The sequence below is a fragment of the Achromobacter sp. DMS1 genome (assembly GCF_001270295.1).
Genome location: NZ_LHSJ01000014.1, coordinates 17,581 through 30,701, shown reverse-complemented (window position 1 = coordinate 30,701; position 13,121 = coordinate 17,581). Strand labels below are relative to the sequence as shown.

9 protein-coding genes, 1 tRNA gene and 2 pseudogenes are annotated in these 13,121 nt (G+C 62.6%); 3 read left to right on the top strand and 9 right to left on the bottom strand.

Annotated elements, in window-relative coordinates; translation table 11 throughout:
* From AD428_RS03145 to AD428_RS24305, 4 genes and pseudogenes are all read right to left on the bottom strand, one after another.
* Positions 1–252, bottom strand: a 252-nt coding sequence (locus AD428_RS03145; RefSeq protein ID WP_200907982.1) for a helix-turn-helix domain-containing protein, incomplete at its 3' end; no start/stop codon positions are given.
* 362 nt (positions 253–614) lie between these two features.
* On the bottom strand, positions 615–1,523 hold the full coding sequence (locus AD428_RS24315) for a DUF4435 domain-containing protein (protein WP_082308236.1): 909 nt from the start codon (positions 1,521–1,523) through the stop codon (positions 615–617).
* Positions 1,520–2,980 carry an AAA family ATPase gene (locus AD428_RS24310; RefSeq protein WP_082308235.1) on the bottom strand — a complete coding sequence of 487 codons (1,461 nt, stop codon included), beginning with the start codon at positions 2,978–2,980 and terminating at the stop codon, positions 1,520–1,522. The genes AD428_RS24315 and AD428_RS24310 overlap by 4 nt, the downstream gene beginning before the upstream one ends.
* A gap of 214 nt (positions 2,981–3,194) precedes the next feature.
* Positions 3,195–3,427, bottom strand: a pseudogene (locus AD428_RS24305) (antitoxin VbhA family protein).
* Between the two features lie 224 nt (positions 3,428–3,651).
* Here AD428_RS24305 and AD428_RS03135 point away from each other — a divergent pair.
* Positions 3,652–4,341, top strand: a complete 690-nt coding sequence (locus AD428_RS03135) for a hypothetical protein (RefSeq protein WP_152967970.1) — start codon at positions 3,652–3,654, stop codon at positions 4,339–4,341.
* Between the two features lie 107 nt (positions 4,342–4,448).
* Here AD428_RS03135 and AD428_RS03130 read toward each other — a convergent pair.
* Positions 4,449–4,533, bottom strand: a tRNA-Leu gene (locus AD428_RS03130).
* A gap of 110 nt (positions 4,534–4,643) precedes the next feature.
* Positions 4,644–6,038 (bottom strand): uracil-xanthine permease family protein, encoded by a 1,395-nt coding sequence (locus tag AD428_RS03125; RefSeq protein ID WP_053244151.1) that lies wholly within the window; start codon positions 6,036–6,038, stop codon positions 4,644–4,646.
* Positions 6,039–6,185: 147 nt separating this feature from the next.
* Between AD428_RS03125 and htpG the strand changes: the two genes are divergently transcribed.
* Together htpG and AD428_RS27430 are read left to right on the top strand one after the other, a co-directional pair.
* Entirely contained in the window at positions 6,186–8,078 is a 1,893-nt protein-coding gene (htpG, locus tag AD428_RS03120) for a molecular chaperone HtpG (protein ID WP_053244150.1), read from the top strand.
* A gap of 315 nt (positions 8,079–8,393) precedes the next feature.
* Entirely contained in the window at positions 8,394–8,807 is a 414-nt protein-coding gene (locus AD428_RS27430) for a HipA domain-containing protein (protein WP_053244149.1), read from the top strand.
* Here the strand turns inward: AD428_RS27430 and AD428_RS03110 are convergent.
* The 3 genes and pseudogenes from AD428_RS03110 to AD428_RS03100 all read right to left on the bottom strand — a co-directional run bounded on the left by AD428_RS03110 (position 8,804) and on the right by AD428_RS03100 (position 13,120).
* A pseudogene (locus AD428_RS03110) lies at positions 8,804–10,919 on the bottom strand (acetate--CoA ligase family protein). The gene AD428_RS27430 and the pseudogene AD428_RS03110 sit on opposite strands and share 4 nt — an antisense overlap.
* A 17-nt stretch (positions 10,920–10,936) precedes the next feature.
* Positions 10,937–11,932 carry an acryloyl-CoA reductase gene (locus AD428_RS03105; RefSeq protein ID WP_053244148.1) on the bottom strand — a complete coding sequence of 332 codons (996 nt, stop codon included), beginning with the start codon at positions 11,930–11,932 and terminating at the stop codon, positions 10,937–10,939.
* Positions 11,933–11,950: 18 nt separating this feature from the next.
* Positions 11,951–13,120, bottom strand: coding sequence for an acyl-CoA dehydrogenase family protein (locus AD428_RS03100; protein WP_053244147.1), 1,170 nt, complete (start codon positions 13,118–13,120; stop codon positions 11,951–11,953).
* Position 13,121: the final 1 nt, after the last annotated feature.

The following is a 13,121-nucleotide window of genomic DNA, read 5'->3' as shown; positions in this document are numbered from 1 at the left end:
GATCTCTCGCAGCAGTACGGCTGCCGGTATCCAGTGCGGTCGGGCCGCTTCGATGCGACCGCGCAGATAGTCCTTGTACGGATCCAGCTTGGTGGCCCGTGCCTCGCGGGGCCGGTACTGCTGGGCATCGGCCTCACGCAGGTATCGCCTGACCGTGTTGCGTGAGCAGCCTAGCTGCTTGGCCATCTCCCGAATGCTGACGCCGCGACGCGCCATTACCTTGATCTCCACTGCTTGCTCCTGAGTCAACATTGTCGGTGGCCAAAAAGCCACCATCATTGCCCAGGTGGGTCAGATTTACTCCGACGGGGTGGGTCAGTATTACACCGGCGCTAACAGAATCGAACTGGCCCGCCTTGCGGCGGGGGATTTTGAGTCGGTGATTTACAGTGTTTCTACAGGGAAATGGGGCGAATTCTAGCGTAGGTTGAAATAGATAAAACTAGTTTTATATCAGTAGGTTAGCGTATTTTAGCTGAATTGGTGAAAACTGGGCGCTGTACCTGTACCGTACCGAAACTTCGGTACAGTACATTGTCTGCATTATTAATTTTCGCCACCACCCAATGCTTGCTGAACCTGAGGCGATCATGACTAGTAGAACAATGGCTGAATTATGTCGCCCATTGCACCAAATCCCAAAGAGGCTCAATCTTTTCAGGTGCTAGCTGAGCGATTTGATCTGAGTCATGCGCTAGCTTAGCAGTTTTATTGCCCCGTTCTATCGCTTCAATAATTCCCGCATTGGCTGTATGTCGGCTTGCTATATAGGCAATACATGCGCGCAACATTTCTTCGCCTAAGTGTCCATGGCTTATCCAGCGCACTATTTCGCTAGGCTCATCGCCAAGCTTTCTTGCCTCGTGATTAACTTGATCTGATATCTTTTCCTGCACAGCACGTCGTGCAAGTGAGTCGTCAAATCCGTGCGTAATTGAGAGGGTGATGCCCTCATGATGGATGTGTTTTGCTCTAATGCAATCTGAACACTTGTTAATTAAACTATTTTTATAAGCGACCAATGAAAATGCGGCAGCGAGAACAATTGCAGAATTAAAATTCTCCCGAAAATCTATGAAAAAACCATGCGGTAGATCACCGCCATAATTCTGGCGTAGATAATTTTCGTAAATTTCCTGGTCAAACCAATAATTTTCTATTGAGTGTCCCTTCGTTCTGAAACCTTGGCCCTGTGGTTCCTTGTATTCATATTTTATCGGCCGTTGATTTAAGTTAATGTCATCCCACTCTCGGTCAACCAGCCAGTTGAATTTTTCCGGCAGGCTTTCCAAGGTTTCCGCAACCGCTAGAACTTTTGCTTTATGGCCGTACCCATATAATTCTTCATCTTTAATAAGATCGGCTTCGTCAATTACGTAGCTTCCTTGTGTGCCTGTTGCTAGGCTATGAGACAGGAATAACCTAGATAATACCTTTTTATCCGTGGGGCCCTCGACCAGAATGGTTTTGGACGACCGGAGGGTAACTGCGAGCTTATAAGCCTTCTTGGAATAGTGGGTCATAAGTTTTCGTCGAGAATATTGTCGGATCCCTCGGAGGGGAGCGCTGGCAGCGGCATTTCATAAGTGCTCGGAGCAAAGTTCTGTAGGAACTCGAGATGATCCGCTCCGACCTCTGGTGAGTGTGTGCATGCAATAATCTGCCGATCTGGCGCTAACGCCATCAACTCGCTCAAAATTATCCGTTGCCAATCAACATGGAGGGATAGTTCCGGTTCATCTATGAGGAAAAGTCCGGGAGCTATTTTTCCCATACGAGTCGCCGAAAATAGCATGGTCAGCACTTGTCTTTCCCCAGAAGAAAGCGCTGTTAGCCCATAAGCGCGACCAGTATTAGTCTCAACATATACATTTCGACTATTTCCTCGGACGGCTCTGCCGTCTAAATCTTCCCTCACATGCAGTGTTTTATCAGCGAGAAACTTGTTAACAGCGATCTCAAATAGCCTAACCTTGTCAAACGAAGACTTTCTCTCTAAATTTCTTCGCTCAAGCATTTCGGCATATAGTTTTAAAACTCTTCGCTCGGCGGCTCCATTGCCTCCATCACCGAGTGTTTTTACTTGGTCAACGACTTGAACCAGCTTTTGTCCAATGTTGTCGGTATAGAGTTCATTGTCGTGTCGCTCTCCTTCCGCGAGAGCTTTTCGCACGCGCTGTATCAAGGCCTCCATTTCGAAGTCGGACGGTGTTTCGTCAGTCGATAGCAGGGCCTTAAATACGTCAACAAACATCTCGGACAGCATCCTTCGTTCGAAGGACGCTGTTTCGAACTGCGCGTCCCGCAACTCTATTGAAAGCCTCTCTGTCACCTCAAGGATTGATGGGTATCGGACAATGGGCACAAAAGGTCCGAACCATTCGCGGCATTGGATCGTTTTCCTTGCCGTGTGGCCCGACAAATCGTTCCTAGCGCCTACATAACGTCTAAACTCAGAATCGCCGTAGGCTTCACGGATAGCGGAGAGCTCCCCTCTGCGTATGTGCTCGAATGCCTCACTTCGTGTGCTGCTGTCGACACCGTAAGAATCCGAGCGTACTCGTTCTAAGATTGCACGGAACGCGGGCAAATAAACAGGCCGACCTCCAAGCACCGCTCGTACTTCTCTTTGTTCTGAGTTGGTTAGGTTGGGAGTTGAGAACCCATCCGCCTGGACTGTTGCGGAACCCAGTTCTTGTTCGTTTAAGAGTATGGTGAGGTAGATCCCCTGATCGTTCTGGGTCTTTATCAACTCCAGCTTGTTTTCGGCATGAGTAACGATCGTTATTTTTTTAAATGTCAAATATCTAAATCGTTCAAAATCTAGCTCAAGTACGTTGGCTAGAATATGCAGTAGCGTAGTCTTGCCTCGTCCATTCTTTCCATAAAGAACATTTAGACCCGGATTTAGTTCGAGTGATATATTGAACTGATGGTGTAGGCCTTCCGCAAGGACTTTCTTAATGGTTGGGAAATGCATGTAAGCAATCCTTTTTATGAACGCGAAATTTAATGCGAAACTAATCGATATGCTAAACGCATGTACGACCAATCTGATGATTTATTTCGTTGGGACGATGTTTAAGTCTCTGCCTAATCTAATTTCTTTCGCCCAAGTCACAGATTGTGTCCCTGTTGGACAAAAACCGGCGATAGCCTATCCTGCACTAGTCCCCAAACCCTAAATTCCTTCGTCATGACGAAGACTTTGGGAGCGTTAACGCGTCAGCGCGCGGCTGCACAAACTCTTGCAGGCTGATCTGACCATCGATGAAACGCTGGGCGTGGGCCTCATCGGCTTCACTGAGCGAGAAACCTTCTAGACCGACGGAGGCCCGCGCGTAGTTAACAGCCGATTGGCGTCGACAGCGTTCGGTCTCTATATGGTTTTGTGGGGCTGTAACCCGCATTTACCTTCACCAGCCATGGCGTCTCCTTGCTGTAGGTAACTCGATTTTACAAGAGGTACGCGTATTTTGGCTTAGGTACACGCAACCTCAGGGGTGGTGCGCTGAAATTGTCTTGTTTTGCCTGCTATGGATCGCCTGTATTAGCCTGCATCGTAGTTTCCAAAGAGGCTTTGCCTCTCTGGACTCTCCACCCTCGCCGGCGGGAGCCTCGGGGGCAGGGGTTACGGTCCGCATCGGCGGCGTGTCTGCTGAGGTCGGCACCTTTGTGCAGACCGGAATCCTTGTCAAACAAGGTGACGGTTACGTCCTGGCAGGCGGCGAAGGCGGGGACCGCCGGGAAGACCAACAGCCGCGAGGCGCTCAGCAGGAGCAGCAGGACCAAGAGCAAGAGCAGCATGATCCCGATTTGGCGGTAATGCCTGAGGAGGTTGTGAACGGCATCGACCAAGCCGCCGCAGGCATCCCACATGGAGCGATTCAGAACGGCATGGCGTCCGCTATCGCTGGCGCGATGGGCGATATCCCGATGGAGAACATCGCGGTTGGATTGGCGCAGAGTACCGGCATGGAGTTGGCCGAAGCGCAGGGACGGGCTCAGTTCATCATTGACGCCTATCAGGCTCAGGCGGACTCGTTCCTGACTTCTCAGATGGGTCTGTCTTCCGGCGAGCTTCAGGACTTCTACGAGTTCGCCCGAGAGCCCGGTAACAAGGATGCCCTCAGGGTTGCCCTTGAGGGGCAGCTTTACGGGAACAACATGGCGGGCTGGCGTCCGCTGATTGGCCGCTACATGGACCAAGTTGCGCCCAGCGCGGAGGCCCTACAGGCCCGAGGGTTTGAGACCAAGGTGACCGCTGAGGGTGAACAGATGGTACGCATTCAGGGCGTCTGGATGAGCACCCGAGCAGCAGCCCGAGCGGGCCTCATCTAAAGCGTAGAGGTGCGGGTAAGGGGTGTGGTAATCTGCGTGGTAATTTCACCACTGCCACACTCCACCCACTAGTATTCATGCGGCTTTGCGGGCCGTTATGAGGTCGGTGGTGCCCGGGGCCGGAATCGAACCGGCACGCCTTGCGGCGGGGGATTTTGAGTCCCCTGCGTCTACCAATTTCACCACCCGGGCAGGGAGGACGCGAGCGCGCCGGGCGGCGGCTGCGAAAGAGACGAAGACCGTGATTATATGCGGTTCTCCGATTTTCGCCAGGAAGCCCGCGCGGGCTTCCTGGCGGCGGGCTACTTCTTCTCGGGCAGGAACCAGTTCATGACCAGGGCGCAGATGCCGCCGGTGGCGACGCCGGACTCGAGCACGTTTTTCAGCGCGTGGGGCAGGTGCGAGAGGATTTCGGGTACCTGGGAGACGCCCAGGCCCAGGGCCAGGGAGACGGCGATGATGAGCAGGGCGCGGCGGTCGAGCTGGATGCCGGCGAGGATGTTGATGCCGGAGGCGGCGACGGCGCCGAACATGACCATGGCGGCGCCGCCGAGCACGGGCTCGGGTACGGCCTGGAGCACGCCGGCCACGGCGGGGAAGAGGCCGAGCAGGATGAGCATGCCGGCGATCCATACGCCGACGTGGCGGCTGGCGACGCCGGTGAGCTGGATGACGCCGTTGTTCTGGGCGAAGACGGAGCTGGGGAAAGTATTGAAGAGGCCGGCCAGCAGGGAGTTGGCGCCGTTGACGAGCACGCCGCCCTTGATCCGTTCCATCCAGACGGGGCCTTCGACGGGCTCCTTGGACACCTTGCTGGTGGCGGTGACGTCGCCGATGGCTTCCAGCGAGGTCACCAGGTAGATGATGAGCATGGGCACGAAGAGCGGCCAGGAGAAGTCCAGGCCGAAGTGCAGCGGCGTGGGCACCTGGAAGAGGGCGGCTTCGCGGGCGCCGGTGAAGTCCAGGCGGCCCATGGCGGCGGCGGCGAGGTAGCCCACGGCCAGCGCGAGGACGAGCGCGGTGCTGCGCACCCAGACGACGGGCACGCGGTTGAGCAGGATGATGGTGCCGAGCACGAGGCCGGAGAGGATGAGGTTGTCGGCGCTGGCGAAGGTGCCGTTGCCCATGGCGGCGTAGCCGCCGCCCATGCTGATGAGGCCGACCTTGATGAGGGTGAGGCCGATGAGCAGCACCACGATGCCGGTGACGAGCGGGGTGATGAGGCGTTTCACGAAGGGCAGGATGCGGGAGATGCCCATTTCGACGAAGGAGCCGGCGATGACGACGCCGAAGATGGCGGCCATGACGGCTTCGACCGGGGTGCCCTGCTTGACCATGACAGTGCCGCCGGCGATGAGGGGGCCGACGAAGTTGAAGCTGGTGCCCTGCACGATGAGCAGGCCGGCGCCCAGGGGGCCGAAGCGCTTGCACTGCACGTAGGTGGCGATGCCGGAGATGACCAGCGACATGGACACGATGAGGGTGGTGTCGCGGGTGGAGACGCCCAGCGCCTGGCAGATGAGCAGGCCGGGGGTGACGATGGGCACCAGGATGGCCAGCAGGTGCTGCAGGGCGGCCACGAAGGCGATGGGGGCGGCGGGCCGGTCGTCGGGTTTGTAGACCAGGTCGCGGACGCTGTCGGCGTCGGTGTCGGACGCGCCGTGGGGGGCGGGTTGGGTCAGGGTAGCGGGTTGCATGGCGGATGGCCGGCCAGGGGAAAACCCGCGATTTTACCCGGGCGGGGTCTTGAAAGTCTGGAGATGGCCCTCACGTACTCGGGGTTACCCAGGCCGGCCCGCCTGCCTGGCCGTATTTTGTCCCCAATTTTCAACTTGTCGAAGAACATGAGCCAGACCGCCACGACTCCCGAAACCCTGGGCTTTCAGGCAGAGGTGAAGCAGCTGCTGCACCTGATGATCCATTCGCTGTACAGCAACAAGGAAATCTTCCTGCGCGAGCTGGTGTCCAACGCGTCGGACGCCTGCGACAAGCTGCGTTTCGAGGCCATCGACCAGCCCGCGCTGATGGAGGGCGATGGCGAGCTCGCCATTACCGTGAGCTACGACAAGGCCGCGCGCACCATCACCATTTCCGATAACGGCATCGGCCTGTCGCGCGAGGAGGCCATCGCCAACCTGGGCACCATCGCCCGCTCGGGCACGCGCGAGTTCTTCGCCCAGCTCACGGGCGACAAGCAGAAAGACGCGCAGCTCATCGGCCAGTTCGGCGTGGGCTTCTATTCCTCGTTCATCGTGGCCGACAAGGTCACGGTGGAGAGCCGCCGCGCCGGCGGCGACGAGGCCGTCCGATGGGAGTCCGACGGCCAGGGCGAGTTCACCATCGCCGCGTCGGACAAGGCCACGCGCGGCACCGATGTCACCCTGCATCTGCGCCCCGACGAGGACGAGTTCCTCAACGGCTGGAAGCTGCGAGAGATCCTGCGCCGCTATTCCGACCACATCTCGCTGCCCATCCGCATGGCCAAGGAGGAGTGGGATGCCGAGAAGGGCGAGCAGGTCAAGAAAGACGAGCTGGAGACGGTGAACCAGGCCAACGCGCTGTGGGCCCGCGGCAAGTCGGACATCACCGACGAGCAGTACCGCGAGTTCTACAAGACCGTCTCGCACGACTACGACGACCCGCTGGCCTGGACGCACAACCGCGTCGAGGGCCGCAGCGAGTACACGCAGCTGCTCTACCTTCCCAAGCACGCGCCCATGGATCTCTGGGACCGCGACGCCCGCCGCGGCGTGAAGCTGTACGTCAAGCGCGTGTTCATCATGGATGACGCCGACCAGCTCCTGCCTTCGTACCTGCGCTTCGTGCGCGGGGTGATCGACTCGGCCGACCTGCCGCTGAACGTGTCGCGCGAAATTCTGCAGGAAAGCCGCGACGTGCGCGCCATCCGCGAAGGCTCGGCCAAGCGCATCCTGTCGCTGCTGGAAGACCTGGCGGAGAATCGCAAGGAAGATTACGCCGCCTTCTGGAGCGAGTTCGGCCAGGTGCTGAAGGAAGGCGCGGGCGAAGACCGGGCCAACCTCGAACGCATCGCCAGGCTGATGCGCTTTGCCAGCACCCACACCGGCGAGCAGGCGCAGACCGTGTCCTTTGCCGACTACGTGTCGCGCATGAAGGAGGGCCAGGACAAGATCTACTACGTCACGGCCGACACCTTCGCCGCCGCCAGCAACAGCCCGCACCTGGAGATCTTCCGCAAGAAAGGCATCGAGGTGCTGCTGCTGTCGGATCGCGTGGATGAATGGATGCTCTCCTACCTGCGCGAGTTCGACGGCAAGCCGCTGGTGTCGGTGGCCAAGGGCGGGCTGGATCTCGCCGAGCTGGCCGACGAGGAAGAGAAGAAGCACCAGCAGGAAGTCGCCGAAGACTTCAAGCCCGTGGTCGAGCGCCTGCAGAAGGCCCTGGAAGACCAGGTGAAGGAAGTGCGCGTCACGCTGCGCCTGGTGGACTCGCCGGCTTGCGTGGTGGTGGGCCAGAACGAACTCAGCCCGCACCTGCTGCGCATGCTCAAGGCCGCCGGCCAGGAAACGCCCAACGTCAAGCCGGTGCTGGAGATCAACCCCGAGCACCCGCTGCTGGCGCGCATCCGCGCCGCCGAAGACGGCGAGTTCGAGCAATGGGCACGCCTGTTGCTGGACCAGGCCCTGCTGGCCGAAGGCGCGCAGATCGCCGATCCGGCGGCATTCGTTAAGCGGTTGAACGCGTTGCTGCTGAAGTAAGCCAGACGCGGGTATGAAGAAGAAAAGGCGCTCTTGAGCGCCTTTTCTTCGGTACGCCCGGCAGGGCGCACTCACCAGGAGGTGCAAGTCCTCTATCAGCCTGACGCCCGTGCGTGCCTCATCAAACGTTATGACCGCGTGCAGGGCGAGCAAGGCGAGTTGATGCGCATGCATCAGCTGGATCTGTGTTAGCTGGCCGGCAAGCCATCCGACATGAAGTACGAAGCGGATGGCGGACCGTCGTTGGCGCAATGCCGCGCGCTGTTGGGCAGTGTGGGGGGCGGCGCGGCCGATCTGAAGCGCCTTCTGTAATGCGTGCGGTTCAACCTGTGCGTGGGCAACAACGACAGCCACGCCAAGAACCTGTCTGTGTTGCAGGCGCCTGGCGGCCAGTACCGGCTGGCGCCGTTCCATGATCTGATGGGCACGGCGATCTATCCCGGCCTGGCTGGCAATTTTGCTTTGTCGATTGGCGGGGAGATGAAGCCCGGAGCGATCGGTTCCGAGCAACTGGAGGCGGTGGCGCGCGAGCTAGGCTTTGCCGGACGTAATGTCAGGGCGGTGCGATCGGCATTGACAAGCGAGTTGCTCCGCGCGTTGGCGCTGGTGCGGGCCGCTCTGTCCGGGCAGGCCCTGGCCGGTACGGAGCGCACGCTGGTGGAGCGTTTGGGCCGGTGGATCAATACGAATGCCCAAACGCTCGCGAAACGCTGCGGCTGGCAGCCTTAGGCTTGAGCCCGTATCACCACCGCATCCAACGCGACCACTCCCTGTCCTTCGGGCAGCGCCAGCAAGGGATTGATTTCCACCGAGCTGAAGTCTGCCCGGCGGGCGTGGGCGAAGCGGGACAGCGCCGCCAATGCCTCGGCCAGCGCGCCGACGTCGCACGGGGGGCGCGCCGCGCGCGCCTTGCAGCAACGCGTAGCCCTTGATCTCGCGGATCATCGCCAGGGCATCGTCGCGGCCGAAGGGCGCGAGGCGGAAGCTCACGTCCTTGAGCACCTCGACGAACACGCCTCCCAGCCCGAACATGACTACCGGTCCGAACACCGGGTCGCAATGCACGCCGGCGATGCACTCCACGCCCTTGGGCGCCATGGGCGCCACGAGGACGCCGTCGATGCGGGCGTCGGGCCGGTGCTGGCGCACCGAGGCCAGGATGTCGGCGCAGGCGCCGCGCAGCGCGTCATCGCCCTGCACATTGAGCTTCACGCCGCCTACGTCGCTCTTGTGCGTGATGTCGGGCGACACCACCTTGAGCGCGCAGGGAACGCCCAGGCCGGCGGCGGCTCGCACCGCAGCGTCGGCATCGGCGGCCAGTACGCAAGGCGACGCGGGCAGGCCGGCCTGGCGCAGCAGTTCCATGGCCTGGACTTCGTTGTAGGCGTCCAGCGGCGGCGGAGCGCCGTCGTCCGTTGTTGCGGGGCTTGCTTCAACCGCGCCGGGGGCCGGGTTTGCTCCCAGGCCGGCCACCGCGCCTATCGTGCGGATGGCGGCGCTGGGATCGGGGAACACCAGGCAGCCCAGCCGCTCCAGTTCGCGGCGGCGCGCGGGCGGGAACAGCGCGCTGATCGCCAGCGGCACGCCGGGATGGCGAGCCTGCATCTGCCGAGCAAAGGCTTCGAAAGTCGGCCACAAGGCTTCGGACGATCCGGCAGCGGCCAGGAAGACCGCCAGGGCGTCATAGCGGCCGTCGGCCAGCATGTCGTCGGCGGTGTCCAGCAGCAGCCCGGGCTCCGACACGGCCTGGCCGGTAACGTCGACCGGATTGCGGCCGCTGGCAAAGGGCACGCGTTGCAGCAGCCTGGCCTGCGCGCCGGCCGCGGGCTCGGGCAGCGCCAATCCGACGTCGGCGGCCTCGTCGGCCATCAGCGCGCCCACGCCGCCCGAAATGGTGAAGATCCCCAGGCGCCGGCCTTGCGGCGGCCGCTTCCATGTATCCAGCGCATAGCCCAGGTTGAAGAATTCCTCGATGGTGCGCGCGCGCAGGGCGCTGTATTGGCGGAAGAGCGCGTCATACACGGCGTCGTCGCCGGCCAGCGCGGCGGTGTGCGAGGCTGCTGCCTGCGCGCCGGCCTGGGTGCGGCCGATCTTGGTGACGACCACGGGCTTGTCCGCGTCGCGCGCCGCGGCCAGGGCGCGGCGCAACTTGGCGCCATCGCGGCAGCCTTCCATATAGGCCATGATGACGCGGGTATCGGTATCGCGCGCCAGCCATTCGATGCAGTCTGCAACGTCGATGTCGGCCTCGTTGCCGGTGCTGATCCAGTGCGACAGGCCCAGGCCGCGCTCGCGCGCCATGCTGTAGGCATAGGCCCCGAACGCGCCGCTCTGGGACACCATGCCGATGCCGCCGGGCGCGACCACGCCGTTGGCGGGAGCGGGCGAGAAGGTGGCGTAGACATTGCGCCGCACGTTCATGAAGCCCAGGCAGTTCGGGCCCAGCAGCCGGATGCCGCGCTCGCGCGCGATGGCGCAAAGCCGTTCCTGCCGCGCGGCGCCGTCCGTGCCGGTTTCGGAGAAGCCGGACGTGAACACCACGGCTGCGCCGACCTGCCCGGGCCGGGCGCGTTCCAGCGCCTGCGCGGCATGGGCGGCGGGCACGGCCAGGATGGCCAGATCCACCTGGCCATCCAGCGCGTCCAGGCCCGGCAGGGCCGGCAGACCGGCAATGGTGTCCGCTCGCGGGTTGATGGGAACGATGCGGCCGCCGTAGCCGTGTTGCAGCAACAGGGTGACGGGCATTGCGCCAATCTTGCCCGGCGTGGCCGAGGCGCCCACGATGGCGATGCCTTGCGGATCGAAGAGGCGGGACAGAGACGTGTCGGGAAGCTGAGTCATGGTGTGGCAGGGATCAATCAAGAGAAGCGCACGACGCTGCGGCCGATGCTGCCGCGTTCAAGCATGGCGGACAGCGCCTGCGGCAGTTCGCGGGGTTCGATGACGCGGGCGATCAGATCCAGGCGCGTGGGACGGTATTCGGCGGCGAGCTTGTTCCATACCTGGCGCCGCAGCGGCATGGGACTGTTGGCGTTGATGCCCAGCAGCTTGACGCCGCGCAAGATGAAGGGAATGACCGAGGCGGGCAGTTCCGCGCCGCCCGCATTGCCGAAGGCGGCGGCCACGGCGTCCGGCTTCAGGCTGGCGAGCGCGTAAGCCAGCGGCGGGCCGCCCACCGAGTCGACCACGCCGGCCCAGCGCGCGCTCAGCAGCGGCTTGATGCCGGCCGAGAGGTCGGGCGGCGCGAGCACCTCCTGCGCGCCCAGGGCGCGCAGATAGTTTTCCGCATCCGGCTTGCCCGACATGGCGCAGACGCGATAGCCGCGCCGGCTCAGGATGTCGATGGCAATGCCGGCGACGCCGCCCGTGGCGCCGGTGACCAGCACCTCGCCCTGCTCCGGCGCCAGCCCGCAATGCTCCATCCAGTGCAAGGACAGCGCGGCCGTGTAGCCCGCTGCGCCCAGCACGGCGGCGTCGCGCAGCCCGATGCCGGCGGGCAGCGGCAGCGCCCAGTCATGGCGCACCCGCGCGTATTCGGCATAGCCGCCGTCGCAGTCCACGCCGATGCCGAAGCCGTGCACCACGACCTCCTGGCCGGGCGCGAGCGCCGGATCGGCGGAATGCACCACCGTACCCGACAGGTCGATGCCGCCGATGCGCGGATACTCGCGGATGATGCCGCCGCGCCCGGCCTGCGCCAGCGCGTCCTTGTAGTTCAGGCCCGCATAGGCGACCTTGATAAGCGTATCGCCCGCGGACAACTGGTCCGGCGTCAACGTGTCGTAACGGCCTTGCGGCGGATCGCCCGCCGCGCCGGCGTGCAGGCGGTAGGCCCAGAATTCGGGAGTTTCCATGCTTGTCTCCGTTGAGGCTCAGGCTTGCGCCAGCAGCCGGCGCGCCAGCGTGGCGCGGTGCAGTTCGTTGGCGCCGTCGTAAATGCGGAAGGGGCGCATTTCCTGCCAGACCATGGCGACGGGCGTGTCGTCGGACAGGCCCGACGCGCCCATCATCTGGACGGCGCGGTCGGCCACGCGGTTCACGGCTTCGGACACGAAGACTTTGGCCATGGCGCTGTGCTGCTTCACCGACAGGCCCGTGTCCATGCGGTCGGCGCAGTCCAGCGTCATGAGACGGGCGGCGTACAGGTCGATGTGGGAGTCCGCGACCATGGCCTGGATCTGCTGCAGGTCCGCCAGGCGGGAACCGAAGGAATCGCGTTGCGCCACATAGCTTTGCGCGGTTTCCAGCGCGCGCCGCGCGCGGCCGATGTAGCGCATGCAATGGGACAGGCGGGCCGGCTCCAGCCGCAACTGCGCATACTCCAGGCCGCGGCCGGGCTCGCCCAGCACGGCCTCGTCGCCGACCTCGCAATCCTGCAGCACGATCTCGGCGTGGCCGCCGATCTGGTAGCCCGTCACCACGCCGATGTCGCGCACGACCCGGTAGCCCGGCGTGTCGGCAGGCACCAGGAACAGCGTGGCGCCGGTATCGGTGCGCGCCAGCACCAGCGCGAAATCCGCGCCCACGCCGCCGCTGATGAACTGCTTGTGTCCATTCAACACCCAGCGCGCGCTACGCCGTTCGGCATGGGTGCGCAGCATGGAAGGGTCGGACCCGGCGCCGGGAGCGGGCTCGGTCATGGCGAAGCAGGCGCGTCGTTCGCCGCGCACCAGAGGCCCGAGAAAGCGTTCCAGCTGGGCGGGAGTGCCCAGGCGCAGCAGCGTCAGCATGTTGGGCTGGTCGGGCGCGGCGCAGTTCAGGGCGGCAGGCCCCAGGAATCCGCGCCCCGCTTCTTCCAGGACCTGGGCCAGGGCGCGCCAGCCCAGACCCAGGCCGCCCCATTCCCTGGGAAGCTGCGGCGCATACAGGCCGGCCTCGCGGGCCTGGACGCGCAGGCGGGCGACGCAGCGGTCCAGCGCGGTCACGTCGCGGGCAATGGCGGGAGACTCAGCGGGTATGGCCACCTCTTCCACGAAGCGGCGCACGCGCGCGCACAGGTCTTGCGGGGCGTCGCCGCCGTTGCGTTCTTGCTGGGACTGCATG

Bases quoted from the DNA above. Each gene is read 5' to 3' on its own strand.
- htpG (WP_053244150.1), top strand. From the start codon at position 6,186: ATGAGCCAGACCGCCACGACTCCCGAAACCCTGGGCTTTCAGGCAGAG.
- AD428_RS24310 (WP_082308235.1), bottom strand. From the start codon at position 2,980: ATGCATTTCCCAACCATTAAGAAAGTCCTTGCGGAAGGCCTACACCAT.
- AD428_RS24315 (WP_082308236.1), bottom strand. From the start codon at position 1,523: ATGACCCACTATTCCAAGAAGGCTTATAAGCTCGCAGTTACCCTCCGG.
- AD428_RS03125 (WP_053244151.1), bottom strand. From the start codon at position 6,038: ATGCAACCCGCTACCCTGACCCAACCCGCCCCCCACGGCGCGTCCGAC.
- AD428_RS03100 (WP_053244147.1), bottom strand. From the start codon at position 13,120: ATGCAGTCCCAGCAAGAACGCAACGGCGGCGACGCCCCGCAAGACCTG.
- AD428_RS03105 (WP_053244148.1), bottom strand. From the start codon at position 11,932: ATGGAAACTCCCGAATTCTGGGCCTACCGCCTGCACGCCGGCGCGGCG.